We start from the raw sequence: 20,102 nt of genomic DNA, 5'->3' as shown, positions 1-20,102 counted from the left end.
TCTTTTTAAAAGGAGGTGTAACTTTAGCTAAGAAAGCTAAAGAGCATATGTGGATATTTTAAAATTATTGATGGTAGTCATTCTTATTGGGTTAACAGCATTTTTTGTGGCTGTTGAATTTGCAATTATTAAGGTACGTAGCAGTCGTATTGATCAACTCGTTAGCGAAAAAAGACGAGGTGCACTGGCCGCTAAAAAGGTAACTACAAATTTAGATGAATATTTATCGGCCTGTCAGCTAGGTATTACAATTACTGCTTTAGGGCTCGGGTGGTTAGGGGAACCAACCATTAAACATTTACTCGAGCCGTTGTTTTTAAAATTGCAATTCTCACCTACAATTTCCAGTACAGTTTCATTTATTATTGCCTTTGCAGTAATTACATTTTTACATGTTGTCATTGGGGAACTTGCTCCAAAGACATTTGCTATACAAAAAGCAGAACAAGTTAGCTTATTGTTATCGAAACCACTTATTTATTTTTACCGAGTTATGTATCCGTTTATTTGGGCTTTGAATGGTTCAGCGAGGGTTGTAACTGGTTTATTCGGATTACATCCAGCTTCTGAACATGAAGTAGCTCATTCAGAAGAAGAATTAAGGTTAATCTTATCTGAGAGCTATGAGAGCGGAGAGATTAACCAAAGGGAATTTAAATATGTAAATAATATTTTTGAATTTGATAATAGAGTAGCAAAAGAAATTATGGTACCTCGTACGGAAGTTGTAGGCTTATATGAGGACGAACCATTTGAAACACATATTAAAGTAATCGCGCAAGAAAAGTACACGAGATATCCTGTATTTGGTGAAGATAAAGATGAAATTATTGGGATGGTTAATGTAAAAGATTTATTTATTCGTTATATGGATGGTAATCGGGACGAGGAGTGCTCGATTATGCCATATACAAGGCCAGTTATTGAAGTGCTAGAAAATAGTCCAATTCATGATTTACTATTACAAATGCAAAGAAAACACATTCCATTAGCTGTATTGTATGATGAATATGGTGGTACAGCAGGGATTGTTACACTAGAAGATATTTTAGAAGAAATTGTTGGAGAAATTCGAGATGAATACGATGAAGATGAGAATCCACCTATAGAGCATGTAAGTGAAGGCTATAAAATCGTAGAGGGAAAAGTGCTTATTAGTGAAGTAAATGATTTGCTTGGCATACATTTAATTGCTGATGATGTAGATACAATTGGTGGCTGGATTATGGTACAAAAACAAATCGTTGCTGAAGGAGATATTATTGAGAAACACGGTTTTTATTTTAAAGTCCTTGAAAAGGATATGCATCAAATTAAACGAGTGGAAATAAGGAAAGTAGGAGAATGATTTTCTATAAACTTTAATAAAAAGGATATACAGAAAAATAAATGTTTGCGCTTTCAAAAAAGGTACTATATAGTGAAGGTGGATACTGAAAAATTCTTCTGAATGATACTCGTGTTTTTAGAGGGCGGATTTTTTGGATAAGGATTTAGAATGAAAAAGTATAGGTGATAAAAATGATAGCAACGAAGGATATACGTATAGAAAAAGATTTTTTAGGTGAAAAGGAAGTACCAAGTGCAGCTTATTATGGTGTACAAACATTACGTGCTGTAGAAAACTTCCCAATTACAGGATATCGCATTCATCCATCACTCATTACAGCAATGGCAATTGTGAAAAAAGCGGCGGCACTTGCGAATATAGATACTGGTTACTTAGCTAAAGACATTGGACATGAAATTGCAGAAGCAGCGCAAGAAATTGTTGATGGAAAGTTGCATGATCAATTTATCGTGGACCCTATTCAAGGCGGAGCCGGAACTTCTATTAATATGAATACAAATGAAGTAATTGCGAATAGAGCGTTAGAACGTATGGGATATGAAAAAGGTGCGTATGCGAAAATTAGCCCAAACACTCATGTGAACATGGCCCAATCAACGAACGATGCGTTTCCAACAGGGATTCATATTGCAACTCTTATGATGTTAGAAAAGCTTCTTATTACAATGGAAGAACTTCATTCTGCTTTTCGTAAAAAAGCAAAAGAGTTTGATCACGTTATTAAAATGGGACGCACACATTTACAAGATGCAGTTCCAATTCGCCTTGGACAAGAATTTGAAGCGTATAGCCGAGTGCTTGCGCGCGATATAAAAAGAATTAAACAGTCTCGTCAACATTTATATGAAGTGAATATGGGGGCGACAGCTGTTGGTACAGGATTAAATGCAAATCCTACGTATATTGAACAGGTGGTAAAACATTTAAGAACGTTTAGTGGGTTCCCACTTGTTGGTGCAGAGCATTTAGTTGATGCAACGCAAAATACAGATGCATACACAGAAGTATCTGCAGCACTTAAAGTATGTATGATGAACATGTCTAAAATTGCAAACGATCTTCGTATTATGGCGTCTGGGCCACGTGTTGGGTTGGCTGAAATTCAATTGCCAGCACGTCAGCCAGGTTCATCGATTATGCCAGGTAAAGTAAATCCAGTTATGGCAGAAGTGATTAACCAAGTCGCATTCCAAGTAATTGGAAATGATCATACAATTTGCCTAGCATCAGAAGCGGGACAATTAGAGTTAAACGTAATGGAGCCTGTGCTTGTATTTAATTTAATTCAATCTATTAGTATTATGAATAATGGATTCCGTGTATTCCGTGAATATTGTATTGAAGGAATTACAGCAAATGAAGAATTGCTGAAGCAATATGTTGAGAAAAGTGTTGGAATTATTACAGCAGTTAATCCTCATATTGGTTATGAAGCAGCATCTCGTATTGCACGTGAAGCGATTGAAACAGGAAAATCTGTTAGGGAGTTATGTTTAGAGCATGGTGTACTGACAGAAGAGGAATTGGATATTATTTTAGATCCATTCGAAATGACTCACCCTGAAATTGCTGGAGCTTCTTTATTAAAAAATAAAGAAATGTAATGTGAAAAACACCGATCCATTTGGATCGGTGTTTTATTTTTAAAAGATATTAAATACAGCGTTTAATTGAAGTAAGCTAATAACAGCTAAGAAGATTAAACTGTATTTCATTGCTGTTTTAAATAGAGCAGATTCTTTACCAACTAGTCCAACTGCGGCACAAGCAACTGCTACAGATTGTGGTGAAACCATTTTTGCCATTGTACCACCTACTACGTTTAAGGCAACGAGTGTAGAAGGAACGATGTTTAACTGGTCTGCTGTTACTGCTTGAAGTGGTGCGAATAAAGAACCACTTGAAACTACTGAACCTGTAATGAATACGCCAATCCATCCTAAGATTGGAGAAAGAATTGGGAATGCATTACCAGTAGAAGAGAATGCAAGTCCAAGTGTAGATGACATACCAGAGTAGTTCTCTACGTAAGCTAATGCGATAACGCTACAAATTGTATATACTGGAGCTTTTAATTCTTTCATTGTTTCAATCATTAATTCTTTAACCATTTTACCTTTTACGCGGTAAACGATAAGTGAAACGATAATTGCTAGTACAATCGCAGTAGTTGTAGAAGAGAATACATCAAATTTGAAAACAGCTGCGAAAGGTGTATCAGCTTTTGTAATTGGTGTAGTTTTCATAACAGCATTATGAAGACCAGGGAACTGAATGTTAAATACTAAGTTTGCTAACGCACCATCTGGAGCAAATAAAGCTTTAATCGGTTTTAAGTTAAAGATTGTTACAAATGCAGTTAAGAATACGAATGGAGACCAAGCATATAAAATTTGATTGAATGTATGTGATACTTTAGTTTCTTGTTTTTCTTCTTTATTAGAAGATTTTGGTTGCCAAACACGTAAGAATAATGCAAGAGAGATCATACTTACAACGGCTGCGAAAATATTAGTAAGTTCTGCGCCTAAGAAGTAAGTTACAGCGAATTGAGTAATAGCGAAAGAAACACCACTTACAAGAATACCTTGCCAAGTTTCTTTAATACCTTTAATTCCATCGACCATTGAAACAAGTAAGAAAGGTAAGATAACACTAATGAAAGGTAAAATAAGAACAGTTTGACGACCAATAGTTAATGCGTCAAGTTGAGTTAATTGTGCTGGTACTGTAACTGGAATACCCATAGCACCCATAGCACCACCAGCAATATTAGCTACTAAACAAATACCTGCTGCTTTTAATGGATTAAAGCCCATACCTACAAGTAGTGCGGCTGTAATAGCAACTGGAACCCCTAGACCAGCTGCGCCTTCTAAGAAAGCACCGAAAGAATAAGCGATTAATAATACTTGTAAACGTTGATCATTTGTAATGCTTGAAATACTATCGCGAATAATATTGAATTGCTCTGTTTTAACAGTTAATTTGTAAAGGAAAATTGCAGCGATAACGATAGTACAAATTGGATAAAATCCAGATAAAACACCGAATCCGGCAGATGCTACAGCTACTGTTGCTGGCATTTTATAAACAAATATTGCAAGGATAATAGCGACAATCACACTATAAAGACCAGCCATGTAACTTTTCATTTTGAATCCCATTAAACAAATGATGAAACAAAAGATTGGAAGTGCTGCGATTAGTGCAGATAACCAAATATTGTTTAACGGGTCATAAATTTGTGTCCAAGTACTCATAATAATGACAACTCCTATCTATTATATGTGAAGAAATTCACATTATTTGTGAAACTATTCACAATCAACTTACATGCTTAGTATATTCTCCTTCAACACTATTGTCAACGTAAAAAAGTATAATTATTCCATAATAGTGTTAAAAGAAAAGCTTTGTTCATAAAGTAGACAAAAAACACACTCAAATGAATTTAAGTGTGCTGTATAAACTATGTGCATATTATTTTGCTTATTCAGATGGCATGTTCCTTATAGGCGTATATTAGATGAAGTCTTTTATATTAAGTATAAAGTTTGATATATGCAATTATCTGTCCTATTTGATCTAGTGGGGGGAACGGTGAGTGGATTTAATAGGAAGTTTTGCACAACAATCCAACCGCTTGCAATACGAATAAAAAATAAGAAACAAATTTTTAATATCACATCATCTCTTTTTACTGAAAATTCCTTTTAGCGTAACAAAGAGGTTAATTATAGTTCAACTACATTACGATAGGTTATCAATTATAGACGGTATTTTACAATACCGTTACTGTGCATTTCAATGAGGTGAAAATATAACAAAAAGCCTGATAAAACAACGTTTGCAAGCAAAGTATTCGTAGGCCATTATTTTGCTTTTTCGTTATATCATATAGTATAATATTCAAAATCAGCAAGGATTTTTTCCTGAATTTTTGCTGATAAAGATGGAAAAATTTTTCGGCTTTATAGGTTGATAAAGTTATGTCGTAACAGGAAATATAAGAACAGATATATAAATAAATAAAAAGAACATAAAAACGCAAATAAAAACGAAAATGAGGGGAACTTTATGAGCCAAAATCAATTCGAATGTCGTATTTCAGAAGAAGATGTACAAATGTTAAGAGCGTTAGCTCACCCACTTCGTCTACGTCTAGTAATGGAACTTATGCAAAGAGGAACATGTAATGTAACACAGCTACAGGAAGTATTAGAAATTCCACAATCAACTGTTTCACAACATTTAACGAAGTTAAAGCAAAATAAAGTAGTACGCTTTGAAAGACGAGGATTAGAAGTGTATTATCAAATCCATAATGATAAAGTAAGTGCAGTAGTAAAAACATTATTTTCTTAAAATTTGAATATTATGGAAAAAGACGTGTAGAATATACGTCTTTTTTTATTTGTCAGAAAGGTAGCGAGAGAGTAAATATTAGCATGTTAGGAAGAAATGACTATCAATCAACATGCTGCCTTACGGAATATATTCTAAAAGGAAAAGAAAAAATAAAAAGGAGTGTAGTAAGCAAAAGGAGGGATAGTAGTATGGATGTGAAACGTGTGAAACAAATCTTATCTTCTTCAAGTAGAATTGACGTTACATATGAGGGCGTACCAGTATGGATTGAGAGCTGTGATGAGCAGAAGGGGAGTGCTCAAGTGTATGATGTATCTAATCCTGGTGAGAGCGTTCATGTGGACGTGACAGCTTTAGAGGAGAAGTAATAAAAAAGACGCTTCTAATTTTAGAAGCGTCTTTTTGTTATTCCATCATACTTGCAACTTTTTTAGAGCATAGAAGAAGTACAAATCCTAAGACGATAACGATAATCCCGATACTTGCAAATACTTCAAGGTATCCTAATGATTGTGTAAAGGAAGCAAGTTTACCAGCTAACCAGTTAGCCATACCTGAACCAGCTAACCATACACCCATTAATAATGATGCTAATTTAACAGGTGCAATTGCACTTACCATAGATAATCCGATTGGTGACAAGAACAACTCACCAATTGTATGGAACATATAAGTAATGATGATGAATAATAAGTTTGCTTTAACAGTTATATCAGCTTCATTACTTCCAGTTTTTAGAACTGCTAATGTTAAAACAAGGTAACCTATACCTAGTAAAATCATACCTAAGGCCATTTTTGTTGGTACTTTTAAATCACCGCGTTTTGTTTTAGAAAGTTTTAACCATAGCATAGATACTAATGGTGCAAGTAATACGATGAATGCTGGGTTAACAGATTGGAACCAAGATGTTGGCACTTCCCATCCGAAAATTGTACGATCGACAAATTTATTTGTATAAAGTGTTAGAGAACTACCAGCTTGTTCAAATCCTGCCCAGAAGAATACTACGAAACAAGTTAAAATTACAATTGCCCAAGTGCGATTTTTTTCTTGTTTTGTTAAAGGTTTCTTTTCAATTGTAGGTTGATTTTTTGATTTTTTACCGACAACTGTTGTTCCAGCTTTACCAAGGTAGCGAGGAGCTAATAAGTTGAAAACAATTTGCCCAACAATCATACCGATACAAGCTGCTAAGAATCCGTATTTATATCCCATAACCATAACGCCATCAACGCTTGTTTTAAAGAAGTCTTCTGCTAAAAATCCACAAATAAGTGGAGCAAAGAAAGCACCTACGTTAATACCCATATAGAAGATAGTAAATGCACTGTCACGACGTGAATCATTTTCATCATACAATTCACCTAACAGTGTAGAAATATTTGGTTTAAAGAATCCATTACCAATAACTAGTAGTATTAATCCAAGGAAAAGTCCTGTTTTTGTGTTCATTGAGAATAGTACAAAGTTACCGATTGCCATAATAATTCCGCCGAGAGTAATGGCATGACGTCTTGTAATGTAATGATCAGTTAGCCATCCACCAAGAATTGGCATGAAATATACTGCTGCTGTAAAATAACCGTATAATTGCACTGCAAATGCCTTATCAAATCCTAACCCGCCACTAACCGCAGCAGTTGTTAAATAAAGAACTAAAAGGCCGCGCATTCCATAATAACTAAATCTTTCCCACATTTCTGTTAAGAACAACAAGTACAACCCTGGTGGATGTTTTTTTGGTGATTGTTGCTCTCCAGCTTTGTCTAATTTTAAAGCTGCATCCATTTTTGTTTCCCCCTAATCCTGTATAACGGATATTTATGTAATCATTTTAATTTACAAAATATTTAGAAGTCAATAGAATTATATGGAAATAGAAAGGAAATTTCTAAAAAAGTTCTATTTTTCTTCGACCGTTACTGTATTTTGCCCTGAAAACGAGATGATAAGCGTTTTCAAATGTAATAATTGAATTCTAAAAGAAAATAAAATAGTGATTAATCAGAAAATTTAGATTAAAACATTTATTCTGATATAAAGAAAATATATTCTATTTACTTTCTCAATATAACATATTGGGAATAAAAATACAAAACGAAATAATGTGACATTTAAGTGAATTGAAAAATAACCAGCTCCACAGAAGGGAGCTGGTTAAGGAAATATTATTTAACAAAGCGTTTTTCAATGTCATCTAATAGTAGGTTAGCGGCCATTACGCCACCAGCTGTATTCCAAATAACGTCATCAACTTTGTATGCTTTACCATTTTTTACTGCATTTAAATTTTTAAATAGAGGATCGTTTATATACTCTTTTTCTAGTTCAGATCCTTTTTTCTCATTTCCTTTATCGAATGTGAAGTAGAATAATACGTCACCGTCCATAGCAGAAATACGCTCTTTAGATACGTTACGCTCTGCAAAATCATCTTTATTTTGATCTCCAGGACGTTTAAATCCAAGTTCTTTTAAAATAACACCAGAGAATGTATCGCCATGATAAATACGAACATCACCAGGCATGAAACGAACCATAGAGATTTCTTGGTTTACTTTATCGCCAAGTTTGCCTTTTAAATCTTTTATACGTGATTCGTAATCAGCTACAACTTTTTGACCTTCTTTTTCTTTATTTAATGCTTTTGCATAAAATTTGAAGTTATCTTTCCATTCACCACGTAATGTTTCTGAGAACACAGTAGGTGCAATTGCTTTTAGTTGTTCGTACACTTTTTCGTGGCGCATTTTATTACCGATAATTAAGTCTGGTTTTAAAGAAGCAATTGTTTCAACGTTAACTTGTCCTTCATCACCAACAACTTTTACATCTTTCATTTTATCCTTAATATGTGGATACCATGGGTCACCAGTCCAAGACTTTACAGCACCAACTGGTTTCACACCTAATTCAAGTAAAGCTTCAGTTCCTTCATTTGTTAAGATAACTACACGTTTTGGATTAGCAGGAACTTCTGTTTTACCCATTGCATGTTCTACAGTAACCACTTCTTTTTTATTATCTTCTTTTGTAGATTCTTCTTTGTTATTTGATTTTCCACAGGCGCTTAAAAGCATTGAAAATGCTAGTAAAAATACAAATACTGTAAACGATTTCTTCCGCATGAAATTCATTATGTACCCCCTACATGTTGAGAATATTTTTCAATAGCAAGCATGATATTAAGCCTTTATCTTTTGATTGTCAATACATATGGGTGAAAATAATTCTCATTTCCGTTGACAATGAGAATTAAGTTGAAATACACTAACAACGTATCATTATACATTGAAGGGGAAACGCTGCATGTTATTAAAAACAAATCGAGCAAAATGGATTGGATTATTTGTTGGAATCATTGCAGTCGTTATTTGTATTTGGGGAAGTATTATTTTCGGGTATACAAATACGAGTTGGAAACTAGCATTGGATGCTTTTTTCCATTTTAACGGTTCCAATGAACATATTATTATTCAAAATGTACGTCTGCCTAGGGCGTTAATTGCAGCTAGTGTTGGTGCTAGTTTAGCCATTGCTGGTTGTCTTATGCAAACTTTAACTAAGAATCCACTTGCTTCTCCAGATTTTATTGGATTAAATTCAGGTGCTGCGTTCTTCATAGTTGTAGCAATTGTAATCTTTTCAATAACATCATTATCAGCTTTCACATGGATTGCCTTTTTAGGAGCGGCGGTTGCAGCTGTACTTGTATTTGCTTCTAGTTCTTTAGGAAAAGAAGGAACTACTCCTCTTAAGTTAACGTTAGCAGGGGTCGCAATTAGTGCGTTATTTTCATCATTAACACAAGGATTACTTGTGTTAAATGAAAAAGCACTTGAAGAGGTATTATTTTGGCTTGCTGGATCTGTGCAAGGGAGAAAGTTAGAAATTTTACAATCTGTATTCCCATATTTATTAATAGGATGGATTGCATCTCTTATGATGGCAGGGAAAGTAAATACATTGATGATGGGAGAAGACGTCGCGAAAGGACTTGGACAACGAACAATTTTAATGAAATCATTCGTGTTACTTATTATTGTACTGTTGTCTGGTGGTTCGGTTGCGGTTGCTGGCCCAATTGGATTTATTGGAATTATTACTCCGCATTTTGCGAGATTTCTTGTTGGAGTTGACCACAGATGGAGAGTGCCTTATAGCGGATTGTTAGGTGCAATACTACTAATATTGGCTGATATAGCAGCAAGATATGTCATTATGCCACAAGAAGTACCAGTAGGAGTTATGACAGCATTTATTGGAGCTCCATTCTTTATTTATATTGCACGTAAGAGAGGGCTTAGCAAATGAAGAAATATATTCCGTTTCGTATAGGAAAAGGTGAGCTCTCGTTTTTAATGTATAAACGAGCTTGTCTCGTCTTGTTAAGTTTACTAGTTGTTTTAATAGGATTATTCTTTGCGAGCGCAGGTATGGGAGACATGAAAATTGCTCCTTATGACGTATGGCAAGCAATTACTGGAAATGGCGATGCGATGTCAAATATGGTTGTGAATAAGTTTCGTATGCCACGTATTTTAATTGCTATCCTCGTAGGAATTGCGCTTGCTGTAGCAGGATGTATTTTACAAGGTCTCGTTCGAAATCCACTTGCTTCTCCGGATATCATCGGGATTACGGGCGGGGCAAGTGTTGCAGTTGTATTGTTTTTAGCTATATTTAGTGATAAAAATAATGCGCTAACTGTAAGCATTCATTATATGCCGTTAGCAGCCTTTGTTGGGGCAACGATTGTGGCGCTTTTTGTATATTTATTTGCATGGAGAAATGACGGGTTATCGCCGATTAGTCTTGTTTTAATTGGTGTGGGGTTTTGGGCATTAACGAAAGCGGCAACGACTTTGTTTATGTTGTTAGCACCAATTTATCAAGCGAGTCAAGCGAATGTATGGATTACAGGTACTGTTTATGGTTCTTCATGGCAAAACGTTATGGTGCTTGCACCGTGGGTTCTCATTTTAACGGTAATATCATTTATAGCTGCTAGACATTTAAATGCGCAAGAGCTAGGGGATGATATTGCGGTAGGACTTGGTGTTCCTTTAACGAAGTCACGCGTATTCATGTTATTACTTAGTACGGCTTTAATTGGGGGAGCAGTTGCCTTCGCCGGAGGAATTGGATTTGTCGGTTTAATGGCACCTCATATTTCACGAAGGCTAGTTGGTTCTTTATACGGTGCATTACTCCCAGTTGCAGCTATTGTTGGTGCAATTCTAGTACTTGCTGCAGATTTAATTGGGCGTACAGTTTTCACACCACTTGAAATTCCAGCAGGGGTATTTACATCAGCAATTGGTGCACCTTATTTTATTTATTTACTTTATAAAAGTCGGAATTCATAAAGGGAGATGAATATGCAAAAAGCATTGGAGACGAAACGTTTGACGTTGTCTTATGGTGAAACAATTATTATCGATGAGTTGAATTTAGAAATTCCAAAAGGTGAAATTACAATCTTTATCGGTTCCAACGGTTGCGGGAAATCAACTTTATTACGTTCACTAGCTAGATTATTAAAGCCAACAACTGGTGACATTTTGTTAGATAATCAAGCTATTCAAAGTATGCAAACGAAGCAAATTGCTCGTCAAATGGCAATTTTACCGCAAGGACCGCAAGCACCTGAAGGGCTTACAGTATTGCAACTTGTAAAACAAGGACGCTATCCATATCAAACATGGCTGAAACAGTGGTCAGAAAAAGATGAGGAAATGGTACAGAAGGCACTTGCAGCAACAGGTATGACAGAATTTGCTGAGCGTGATGTGCATGCTCTTTCAGGTGGACAACGACAACGTGCTTGGATTGCAATGACGCTTGCACAAGATACAGATATTATTTTACTGGATGAGCCTACTACATATTTAGATATGACTCACCAAATTGAAGTGCTAGATTTATTATTCGAATTAAATGAAACAGAACAAAGAACAATTGTTATGGTATTACACGATTTAAATTTAGCATGTCGCTATGCAGATAACATTGTAGCCATTCAAGATAAACAAATATATGCACAAGGTAAACCTGAAGAAGTGGTAGATGAGAAACTAGTACGTGATGTATTCCGAATGGAGTGTCAAATTAGTACGGATCCGTTGTTTGGAACACCGCTTTGTATACCTCACGGAAGAGGAAGACGTGTAGTTAAAGAAGTTGCTCAGGTAATGAGATAAAAAAACGATGAGTGATTCATCGTTTTTTTTATTTGGTACAAGAAAATAAGAGGAAGAGAGGAATACGTAAGCGACGTTTATACTCTTCTTCATTTTGAAAATAGGTTGGATTTGGTGTAGCTTCTTTTAATGATGTAATGGTAAATCCAGCTTGCTGTAATAATGTGAAATAATCTTCCGTTGTACGATGATATTTAATAACTTCTTGGTCAATCCATGGTTCAACCCGTTTGCCTAGTTTAAAGTAATCATCGACGAGCCAACTCGTTCTTTTACCACTTGTTTGTAAGCTTTCAAACGAAGAAGTAATAACGGGATGTTGAACGCTAAAGGTAAAGGTGCCATTTGTTTTTAAAGTTTGAAACACATTTTGAAAAATGGCATCAAGATGTTCAATATAATGTAAGGCGAGTCTAGATGTTACTAAATCAAAAGTGGAAGAGGGGTAGGTATAATCTTTGAGGTTTAAAAAATGAACAGATCCATTTTTATTTTCTAGTTGTTTTTTAGCCTTTTCATACATAAGTTCGGAGCCTTCAATGCCGGTGTAAGAGTAGCATCCCTTTTCTAATAATTCCGCGCCAAACTTAGCATCACCACAGCCTAAATCGAGAATTTGTCTTCCTCGTACATGACCAATGAGCTGAAAGAATACTGGTTTTTCAATGGATTCATTTGGGCTATTTTCTCGGTATCTTCGTTTCATATATTGTTCGAAAAATGCTGTGTTATTGTATACATCAGATTCTGTAAATGCCATGTTTTAAACCTCCTGAAATATTTTTTTAATTCTATCAAATATGAAAAGTAAATAATAGATTTATTGTAATGAATCATATATAATCTAAAATTGTAAGCGGTTACTTTAAACTATTTTTCTATAATAAATTCTGAAAACGTGTTAAGCTAGTAGAGGGATTATTAGAACTATTAAGACAATAATCCGCTTACATGAACGATGGGAGGCTTCACGATGTCTAGTAAAACACTTGCGAAATTTTTAGAAGAAAATTTAGAGGATTTAAAATCAAAGGGGCTTTATAACGTAATTGATCCGCTTGAGAGTTCAAATGGACCGATCATTACAATTGGCGGAAAAGAATATATTAACTTATCTTCAAACAACTATCTTGGATTAGCAACAGATAGCCGTTTGCAAGAAGCAGCAATTGGTGCTATTCATAAGTACGGTGTTGGAGCAGGGGCTGTTCGTACAATTAACGGTACTTTAGATTTGCATATTAAGTTAGAAGAAACAATTGCAAAGTTTAAACATACAGAAGCAGCAATTGCTTATCAATCAGGATTTAACTGTAATATGGCAGCGATTTCAGCTGTTATGGATAAAAATGATGCAATTCTTTCAGACGAATTAAACCATGCTTCTATTATTGATGGTAGTCGTCTATCAAAAGCAAAAATTATTGTTTATAAACATTCGGATATGGAAGATTTACGCCAAAAAGCAATTGCGGCGAAAGAATCAGGTCTTTACAATAAATTAATGGTAATTACAGACGGTGTCTTTTCAATGGATGGAGATGTTGCAAAACTACCAGAAATTGTTGAGATTGCAGAAGAGTTAGATTTAATGACATACGTAGATGATGCACACGGTTCAGGTGTACTTGGAAAAGGTGCAGGAACTGTAAAGCACTTCGGTCTTTCTGATAAAGTTGATTTCCAAATTGGTACATTATCAAAAGCAATTGGGGTAATTGGTGGATATGTAGCAGGGAAACAAAATTTAATTGACTGGTTAAAAGTTCGTTCACGTCCATTCTTATTCTCTACAGCATTAACACCAGCTGATGCAGCAGCTTGCATGAGATCAATTGAAATCTTAATGGAAAGCACAGAGTTACACGATCGCTTATGGGAAAATGGTCGCTACTTAAAACAAGGATTAAAAGAACTTGGCTTTAACATTGGGGAAAGTGAAACGCCAATTACACCTTGTATCATTGGGGACGAAGTATTAACACAAGAATTTAGTAAACGTCTAAATGAAGAAGGTGTATACGCAAAATCTATCGTGTTCCCAACTGTAGCAAAAGGAACAGGGCGCGTTCGTAATATGCCTACAGCAGCTCATACGAAAGAAATGTTAGATGAAGCAATTCTTAAGTATGAACAAGTAGGAAAAGAAATGGGCATCATTTAAGTAACGACATCTTTTGAATAGCTTGCAAATGAGGAGTGGGGAAAATGAAAAAAATTCTAGTAACCGGTTCTTTAGGGCAAATTGGTTCTGAACTAGTAATGAAACTTCGTGATGTATACGGCGCATCAAATGTTATTGCAACAGATATTCGTGAAACAGATAGTGAAGTAGTAACGTCTGGTCCATTTGAAACGTTAGATGTAACAGATGGACAAAAACTACATGATATCGCAAAGCGTAATGAAGTAGATACAATTATTCATTTAGCAGCTTTACTTTCAGCAACAGCAGAAAAAAATCCGTTATTCGCATGGAACTTAAATATGGGCGGACTTGTAAATGCATTAGAAGCAGCTCGTGAATTAAACTGTAAGTTCTTCACGCCAAGTTCTATCGGTGCATTCGGTCCATCGACGCCAAAAGATAATACACCGCAAGATACAATTCAGCGTCCTACTACGATGTATGGGGTAAACAAAGTGGCAGGAGAATTACTATGTGATTATTATCATCAAAAATTTGGTGTAGATACGCGCGGTGTCCGTTTCCCAGGTTTAATTTCTTACGTAGCTCCTCCAGGAGGCGGAACGACTGATTATGCAGTTGAAATTTATTATGAGGCGATTAAAAAAGGTGCATACACCTCATACATTGCTGAAGGAACGTACATGGACATGATGTATATGCCTGATGCTTTACAAGCGATCATTTCATTAATGGAAGCTGATCCAAGTAAGCTAGTGCATAGAAATGCATTTAACATTACAGCAATGAGCTTCGAGCCAGAGCAAATTGCAGCGTCAATTCGTAAACACATTCCGACGTTTACAATGGATTATGCAGTAGATTCAGCTCGTCAAACAATCGCTGATAGCTGGCCAAACTCTATTGACGCAACTGCAGCAATGAAAGAGTGGGGCTTTAAAGCAGAATACGATTTAGACAAAATGACAACTGACATGCTGGCTAAGTTAAAAAAAAAGCTCACAGCTGAGTTAGTGATGAATTAATAGGAAGAGTCGATTCTTAGGAATCGGCTCTTCATTATTTTTGGGAGGAGAGAAGTCTTATGCAAAGAGTTGATGTCGTATACGCACTAATGCATGACGAAGAAACAGATAAAATATTAATGGTACATAATGTAGAACAAAACGTTTGGTCATTGCCAGGTGGGGCTGTGGAAAAAGGTGAAATATTAGAGGAAGCACTAATAAGAGAAGTGAAAGAAGAGACAGGTTTAACCGCCTTGGCTGGGGGGCTTGTTGCGATCAATGAAAAATTCTTTGAAGAATCAGGGAATCATGCACTATTTTTTACATTCCGAGCGAATGTAGTAAAAGGGGAACTTATTGCGGAAGATGAAGGTGAAATTTCTGCAATAGAGTGGGTAGATCGAACAATTGCGAATGAGCGTTTCCCATACTATGACGGAGGATTTGAATCTTTATTAGAAGTAGCCATTCCATACAAGTTTCAACCAGAAACAAAGTAATTGAACGAAAAAACAGGAGCCACAAGGCTCCTATTTTCTATTCAATCGTCTTCAGTAATAGTTTTTTCAGCAATGGTTTAATCTTCAATCGTAAATCTTCAGCATGATTTGCAACTAAGAAGTGATGGTTATAAATGTTTTTCATCAATTGATAAGTTGCTTCTTTCGCTTCGCCTTCTTCGATGAAGATACCGATTACTTCCATACCACTTTTACGCGCGAGTTTAACAGCTTCATGCGTATCTAAAATTCCGTCTTGTTGATAGTCTAGCGCAGAAGGCTCACCGTCTGTGAAGACTAGTAAGAATTTATGTTTCTCAGGTCTTTTGGCAAGTTTTTCAGAAACGATACGAATAATATATCCGTCGCGGTTATCTTCTTCTTCACGAAGTTGCATAATTTCTGGACCAACGTTTGGCAACGTTGAGTTTTTATAATTTACAACTTCATGGATAACGTTCGGCTTATCTTCAGGTTTAGCGCTAGAGGCATCTTCCCAAAATCCGCTAATAGCGTGCGGGATTTTTAAAGACTTTAAAGCTTCATGGAATAGTACAACACTCTTCTTCGTTTCTTCCATTTTGTTATACATAGAACCAGAACAGTCAACTAATAGTTGGAATGCAACATCGAGTTCTTGTGACTCTTGTCCTTTTTTATAAAACATACGCGGTTGTTTTTCGGTATAAATACGAAGGAATTTCTTACGAAGTCTTCCGTAATATTTATCACTATTCGCATTCGTTTTATTTTCAATTGTTTTTTCGATAATTTTCTTTAATTCTTTTACATCTTTATTGACGACTGATTTGATAGCTTGGTAATCTTTTTTCTCATCTGAGTTTGGTTTGCGAGCTTCTTTAAATGTATGAGAAGCACCTACATTATACTTACCGTATGCACCGTCGTGCTGGCTAGAAGCGTGTGAAGCCCTTGCTTCTTCTGTATCAGCGCCATCAAAGTTGGATTGTGTACTTTTTTGTGAGGTACCTTGTACAGAACCAAGTGCTTGGTCGCCATCTTCTGATTCACGGGCAGTATCACCCATCATATTAGTTTTTGTTCCGCTTTCTAATTCAAAGCGTAAAAAGTTCTCGTTTTCGTTATTTTTATTTTCACGATGCCATGTGGAGAAACTTTCATCCATTTTGTTTTTATTTTCATCGTCATCTATAAGCTGCGTATCATCATTTGCTAAATCTTCGACGCGACAGTTCTTTTCGTCTGCAAGGACAGATAAGTAAAGTGGAGCATGTCCGAAATAGTTGTTAAGCATATCGCTTTCAAGAAGCGCCTCTAAGCGATAGCGAATTTTCTCAACGATATACATAATATCTTCTGTATTACGTGCTTGGAATGTTTCATGTAAAATCGCTTCAATTTGCTCAAAATATTCATTATTAAACATTTCGTATTTATCGCTCGTTAATGAAAGATAGCATAGACAAAATAGACGATCACCGTGATAATTACGAACACGGTTTATTTCATTTTGAGAGCCGAAATAATTGCGGTACATTTCTTTTCGACGTTTAAAAACATGCTTCGTGCCAGGACGTAAGTTCTTTACGATTTCCTCAACGCGTAAATCTTCTAATAGAACAAATAATTGTGTTAAAAACTTTTTTAGGGGCGATTCTTGCAATTCAATCGCATAAGAACGAATTAAAGTCATGTCCGAGTAATGTTTATTACCAAGTGCTTTTAAGAACACTTCGCTTTTTAATCCGATTACTGTATCTTCTTCTTTTCGATCATCCCAAAAGTGACTAATGACAACTTTCTTTTCAATTTCGTCGTAGTATGCTTTATAGCCATATTCAAGATAGGCATCGTCTTCTTTTAGAAGAGCATACATTAAGTTTTCCATTTGTAGAAACAGCGACGCATCAATTTTTTTGTCACTAAAAATTTGTCTCATAAATTATCCCTCAAAGAAATAACTTTCTGCTAATTCACGGACAGTCATTTGTTCTGTTTCATCATTAAGTTTTGCAATTATGCTTCGTTCAATCGCTCGCATAACAGGAATATATACACCTAAATCACATGCGTCGATAATACCACGAATACTTGCTGCTTCTTCACTTACACGTCCATCGCGAGCTAAAGGCATAAGGTCGCTTGCAAATGCAACAAACTTTTCAATTGTTGCAACATCATTTAATTTTGATTCTGCTAATAATAGTTCTTTTAATGTATCACCTTGAATGTAAGGAACTTCAATAATAACGAAACGGTTTTTTAACGCTTCATTTAGTTCACTTGTTCCAACGTAACCTTCGTTAATCGCAGCAATTACACGGTATTCGTCATCACCGTATACAACCTCTTGTGTAAATGGGTTTGTAATCATTTTACGGTAATCTAATGCGCCGTGAAGAAGTGGTAACGTTTCAGGTTTTGCCATATTGATTTCGTCAATATATAGGAAGTGACCGTTCTTCATTGCTTTCATAAGAGGACCATTAACGAATGAAACTTCAGATGCACCATCTTTCGTTTGTAGTGTGTTGTATCCTAAAATACCCTCTACATCTAAGTCGACAGAGCAGTTAATGCTATGCATTGGTTTTTGGAATAAAGAAGAAAGAGTTTCCGCTAGTACTGTTTTACCACTACCAGTCGGTCCTTTTAATAGAATATTCTTGCCAAGAAGAAGTGCTGTAATCGCATCTTCAATAATGCTATTATCAGACGCTTTATATATTTTCGTTCCGATTAAATGTGCATTTTCACCAGCTTCTTGTTTATTCTTTTCATGAATCGTAGAAAGCTGTTGTTTTAAATCAGCATGTATATGAAATTGTTCTAACATGTATTTCCCACCTAACATTATTTTCATAAAGTAATACATCTTATGATAACTTGTTTTAATATGGTATGCAAAGAAAAGGAAGGAGGATAAAGGGAAAAGAAAAAGCAATCAAGATGAAGTTGATTGCCTACAGTAAAGGAGAAATGAGCCTCATGAAAGACTCCAATATGCGTTTTTTTATACTTCTTTTTTGGAAAGAGTTCCATTTAATTTCAGTTGAATGTTTAAAATCTTCTTCAAAATCACGTTTAATGTCGTGAACTGTTTTTGATTCATAAAGCACGCTAATAATTTCGTAATTCAATTCAAAGCTACGTACATCCATGTTCGCTGTTCCAATAGTTGCAATTGTATCATCAACGAGTACAATTTTTGCATGCATAAAACCATCTTTATAACTGTAAATAGAAGCACCAGCTTTTAAAAGCGGAGTGAAATAGGATTGAGATGCTTGATCACTAATGATGCTATCACTTTTACCTGGATATAAAATCCGTACATCTATTCCGGCAATTGCACTTAAGCGTAATAATGTTAAAGTTTCTTGATCTGGAATAAAGTAGGGTGTAGCGATCCAAATGGATTTTTTTGCAGAGCCCATAACAGCTAATAATGTATTACGAATACTTTTATCATCGGAGCTTGGTCCGCTTGCTACGATTTGAACAGCACCTTCTGCATTTGAAATCTCTTTACCTGGGAAGTATTGTCTATTCATGAATTGATCCCAGGAATAAGTATTTAAACCACTAGAGGCATAGAGCCAGTCTTCTAGAAAGATTGCTTGTAATTTATATAATGCTTTTCCTTCTATTTTTAAATGACTATCACGCCAAACAGGAAATTTTTTGGAACGGCCAAGATATTCATCACCGACATTGAGTCCTCCGGTAAAACCAATTTTTCCATCTACAATAACAATTTTTCGATGGTTACGATAATTGACAGTTTCAAGTAACCAAGCTGAAAAAATAGGGTCAAATTCTACAATTTCAATCCCAGCTTCTTTCATAGGTTGCAAAAATCGCCGTCGTAACGTATTACTTCCAAGGCCATCATAAAGGAAGCGTACAATAACACCATCTTTTGCTTTTTGTATTAAAGCATCTCGAACTTTTGTACCAATTTCATCAGATTTATAAATGTAGTATTGAATATGTATATGATGCTTTGCCTGCTCTATAGCTCGCAAAATTTCTGAAAATGTTTGATCTCCGTTTGTTAAAAGTTTTGTAGTTGTTTTATCTGCGGCAGGACCACCTCCAAATTTTTGTATGACTTCTGTTAAATGTATGGAACGTTCATTTAGTGGGACTGTGAGTAATAACTCTAGTCTTCTTCCTTCTAATATTTCACGGAATAATTTTCTTTGTTCTTCTGAACGATGGAGATGTTTTTTTCTTCTCCAGCGGCTGCGTCCGAAAATAGCGTATAAAAGCACACCTATAATAGGAAGAAGTGCTAATACTAAAAACCATGCTAACGTACTTTGTGGAGATCTATTTTCTATAAAAATAACGAATGAAATTCCGACAATTGTGATGGACCATAGAGCACCGACAAATGTATATAACGAAATATACGATGTATTTAATAGGAACAGAACGATAGATACAATTGTAAATATTAATAGTAATTGAACGATAGGCTTCTTCATTTCTATATAATTCCCCTAATCTTTTTTCAATATAGACTTCTTA

17 protein-coding genes are annotated in these 20,102 nt (G+C 35.4%); 10 read left to right on the top strand and 7 right to left on the bottom strand.

Going from position 1 to position 20,102, the window contains the following annotated elements; genetic code table 11:
- Window positions 1-49 precede the first annotated feature (49 nt).
- Together ACTFR8_RS26210 and aspA are read left to right on the top strand one after the other, a co-directional pair.
- Window positions 50-1,348 carry a hemolysin family protein gene (locus tag ACTFR8_RS26210; protein ID WP_252209786.1) on the top strand — a complete coding sequence of 433 codons (1,299 nt, stop codon included), beginning with the start codon at window positions 50-52 and terminating at the stop codon, window positions 1,346-1,348.
- Between the two features lie 173 nt (window positions 1,349-1,521).
- Window positions 1,522-2,955, top strand: a complete 1,434-nt coding sequence (gene aspA / locus ACTFR8_RS26205) for an aspartate ammonia-lyase (RefSeq protein WP_252209787.1) — start codon at window positions 1,522-1,524, stop codon at window positions 2,953-2,955.
- A gap of 39 nt (window positions 2,956-2,994) precedes the next feature.
- Here the strand turns inward: aspA and ACTFR8_RS26200 are convergent, their stop codons facing one another.
- Complete coding sequence (locus tag ACTFR8_RS26200; protein WP_252209788.1) at window positions 2,995-4,614, bottom strand: L-lactate permease; 1,620 nt, start codon at window positions 4,612-4,614, stop codon at window positions 2,995-2,997.
- Between the two features lie 817 nt (window positions 4,615-5,431).
- Here ACTFR8_RS26200 and ACTFR8_RS26195 point away from each other — a divergent pair.
- On the top strand, window positions 5,432-5,719 hold the full coding sequence (locus ACTFR8_RS26195) for an ArsR/SmtB family transcription factor (RefSeq protein WP_000081428.1): 288 nt from the start codon (window positions 5,432-5,434) through the stop codon (window positions 5,717-5,719).
- Between the two features lie 191 nt (window positions 5,720-5,910).
- Window positions 5,911-6,090: an acid-soluble spore protein H gene (locus ACTFR8_RS26190; protein WP_000382679.1), complete on the top strand. Its 180-nt coding sequence runs from the start codon at window positions 5,911-5,913 to the stop codon at window positions 6,088-6,090.
- Between the two features lie 37 nt (window positions 6,091-6,127).
- Here the strand turns inward: ACTFR8_RS26190 and ACTFR8_RS26185 are convergent, their stop codons facing one another.
- Both ACTFR8_RS26185 and ACTFR8_RS26180 read right to left on the bottom strand, forming a co-directional pair.
- On the bottom strand, window positions 6,128-7,513 hold the full coding sequence (locus ACTFR8_RS26185) for a peptide MFS transporter (RefSeq protein ID WP_000338328.1): 1,386 nt from the start codon (window positions 7,511-7,513) through the stop codon (window positions 6,128-6,130).
- A 380-nt stretch (window positions 7,514-7,893) separates the two neighbouring features.
- Window positions 7,894-8,862: an ABC transporter substrate-binding protein gene (locus ACTFR8_RS26180; RefSeq protein ID WP_001010274.1), complete on the bottom strand. Its 969-nt coding sequence runs from the start codon at window positions 8,860-8,862 to the stop codon at window positions 7,894-7,896.
- A 172-nt stretch (window positions 8,863-9,034) separates the two neighbouring features.
- On the opposite strand from ACTFR8_RS26180, the gene ACTFR8_RS26175 reads away from it, so the two are divergent.
- Genes ACTFR8_RS26175 through ACTFR8_RS26165 form a run of 3 tightly spaced genes read left to right on the top strand, consistent with a single transcriptional unit; the run spans window position 9,035 to window position 11,928 of the window.
- Window positions 9,035-10,039: a FecCD family ABC transporter permease gene (locus tag ACTFR8_RS26175; RefSeq protein WP_252209789.1), complete on the top strand. Its 1,005-nt coding sequence runs from the start codon at window positions 9,035-9,037 to the stop codon at window positions 10,037-10,039.
- Window positions 10,036-11,094, top strand: a complete 1,059-nt coding sequence (locus tag ACTFR8_RS26170; RefSeq protein ID WP_000760054.1) for a FecCD family ABC transporter permease — start codon at window positions 10,036-10,038, stop codon at window positions 11,092-11,094. The genes ACTFR8_RS26175 and ACTFR8_RS26170 overlap by 4 nt, the downstream gene beginning before the upstream one ends.
- Window positions 11,095-11,106: 12 nt before the next feature.
- Entirely contained in the window at window positions 11,107-11,928 is an 822-nt protein-coding gene (locus tag ACTFR8_RS26165; RefSeq protein ID WP_001167963.1) for an ABC transporter ATP-binding protein, read from the top strand.
- Between the two features lie 28 nt (window positions 11,929-11,956).
- Here the strand turns inward: ACTFR8_RS26165 and ACTFR8_RS26160 are convergent, their stop codons facing one another.
- Window positions 11,957-12,688 carry a class I SAM-dependent DNA methyltransferase gene (locus ACTFR8_RS26160; RefSeq protein WP_098290631.1) on the bottom strand — a complete coding sequence of 244 codons (732 nt, stop codon included), beginning with the start codon at window positions 12,686-12,688 and terminating at the stop codon, window positions 11,957-11,959.
- Between the two features lie 213 nt (window positions 12,689-12,901).
- Here ACTFR8_RS26160 and ACTFR8_RS26155 point away from each other — a divergent pair, with 213 nt between their 5' ends.
- Genes ACTFR8_RS26155 through ACTFR8_RS26145 form a run of 3 tightly spaced genes read left to right on the top strand, consistent with a single transcriptional unit; the run spans window position 12,902 to window position 15,584 of the window.
- Window positions 12,902-14,092, top strand: coding sequence for a glycine C-acetyltransferase (locus ACTFR8_RS26155; RefSeq protein WP_252209790.1), 1,191 nt, complete (start codon window positions 12,902-12,904; stop codon window positions 14,090-14,092).
- Between the two features lie 44 nt (window positions 14,093-14,136).
- Complete coding sequence (locus tag ACTFR8_RS26150) at window positions 14,137-15,102, top strand: L-threonine 3-dehydrogenase (protein WP_000723129.1); 966 nt, start codon at window positions 14,137-14,139, stop codon at window positions 15,100-15,102.
- A 59-nt stretch (window positions 15,103-15,161) separates the two neighbouring features.
- Entirely contained in the window at window positions 15,162-15,584 is a 423-nt protein-coding gene (locus ACTFR8_RS26145) for an NUDIX hydrolase (RefSeq protein ID WP_030023064.1), read from the top strand.
- Between the two features lie 37 nt (window positions 15,585-15,621).
- Here ACTFR8_RS26145 and ACTFR8_RS26140 read toward each other — a convergent pair whose 3' ends face one another.
- The 3 genes from ACTFR8_RS26140 to ACTFR8_RS26130 form a co-directional block, all read right to left on the bottom strand.
- On the bottom strand, window positions 15,622-17,505 hold the full coding sequence (locus ACTFR8_RS26140; RefSeq protein ID WP_001248851.1) for a vWA domain-containing protein: 1,884 nt from the start codon (window positions 17,503-17,505) through the stop codon (window positions 15,622-15,624).
- A 3-nt stretch (window positions 17,506-17,508) separates the two neighbouring features.
- Window positions 17,509-18,402 carry an ATP-binding protein gene (locus ACTFR8_RS26135; RefSeq protein WP_000892973.1) on the bottom strand — a complete coding sequence of 298 codons (894 nt, stop codon included), beginning with the start codon at window positions 18,400-18,402 and terminating at the stop codon, window positions 17,509-17,511.
- A gap of 127 nt (window positions 18,403-18,529) precedes the next feature.
- Window positions 18,530-20,059, bottom strand: coding sequence for a cardiolipin synthase (locus ACTFR8_RS26130; RefSeq protein WP_000743031.1), 1,530 nt, complete (start codon window positions 20,057-20,059; stop codon window positions 18,530-18,532).
- Window positions 20,060-20,102: the final 43 nt, after the last annotated feature.

It is taken from the genome of Bacillus cereus group sp. MYBK15-3, from assembly GCF_051916765.1.
Taxonomy (GTDB): Bacteria; Bacillota; Bacilli; order Bacillales; family Bacillaceae_G; genus Bacillus_A; species Bacillus_A cereus.
This window is presented reverse-complemented; position numbering and strand designations above follow the sequence as displayed.

Excerpts from the sequence above, each read along its gene's own strand:
- aspA (WP_252209787.1), top strand. The coding sequence starts at position 1,522 with ATGATAGCAACGAAGGATATACGTATAGAAAAAGATTTTTTAGGTGAA.
- ACTFR8_RS26200 (WP_252209788.1), bottom strand. The coding sequence starts at position 4,614 with ATGAGTACTTGGACACAAATTTATGACCCGTTAAACAATATTTGGTTA.
- ACTFR8_RS26195 (WP_000081428.1), top strand. The coding sequence starts at position 5,432 with ATGAGCCAAAATCAATTCGAATGTCGTATTTCAGAAGAAGATGTACAA.
- ACTFR8_RS26190 (WP_000382679.1), top strand. The coding sequence starts at position 5,911 with ATGGATGTGAAACGTGTGAAACAAATCTTATCTTCTTCAAGTAGAATT.
- ACTFR8_RS26185 (WP_000338328.1), bottom strand. The coding sequence starts at position 7,513 with ATGGATGCAGCTTTAAAATTAGACAAAGCTGGAGAGCAACAATCACCA.
- ACTFR8_RS26180 (WP_001010274.1), bottom strand. The coding sequence starts at position 8,862 with ATGAATTTCATGCGGAAGAAATCGTTTACAGTATTTGTATTTTTACTA.
- ACTFR8_RS26175 (WP_252209789.1), top strand. The coding sequence starts at position 9,035 with ATGTTATTAAAAACAAATCGAGCAAAATGGATTGGATTATTTGTTGGA.
- ACTFR8_RS26170 (WP_000760054.1), top strand. The coding sequence starts at position 10,036 with ATGAAGAAATATATTCCGTTTCGTATAGGAAAAGGTGAGCTCTCGTTT.
- ACTFR8_RS26165 (WP_001167963.1), top strand. The coding sequence starts at position 11,107 with ATGCAAAAAGCATTGGAGACGAAACGTTTGACGTTGTCTTATGGTGAA.
- ACTFR8_RS26160 (WP_098290631.1), bottom strand. The coding sequence starts at position 12,688 with ATGGCATTTACAGAATCTGATGTATACAATAACACAGCATTTTTCGAA.
- ACTFR8_RS26155 (WP_252209790.1), top strand. The coding sequence starts at position 12,902 with ATGTCTAGTAAAACACTTGCGAAATTTTTAGAAGAAAATTTAGAGGAT.
- ACTFR8_RS26150 (WP_000723129.1), top strand. The coding sequence starts at position 14,137 with ATGAAAAAAATTCTAGTAACCGGTTCTTTAGGGCAAATTGGTTCTGAA.
- ACTFR8_RS26145 (WP_030023064.1), top strand. The coding sequence starts at position 15,162 with ATGCAAAGAGTTGATGTCGTATACGCACTAATGCATGACGAAGAAACA.
- ACTFR8_RS26140 (WP_001248851.1), bottom strand. The coding sequence starts at position 17,505 with ATGAGACAAATTTTTAGTGACAAAAAAATTGATGCGTCGCTGTTTCTA.
- ACTFR8_RS26135 (WP_000892973.1), bottom strand. The coding sequence starts at position 18,402 with ATGTTAGAACAATTTCATATACATGCTGATTTAAAACAACAGCTTTCT.
- ACTFR8_RS26130 (WP_000743031.1), bottom strand. The coding sequence starts at position 20,059 with ATGAAGAAGCCTATCGTTCAATTACTATTAATATTTACAATTGTATCT.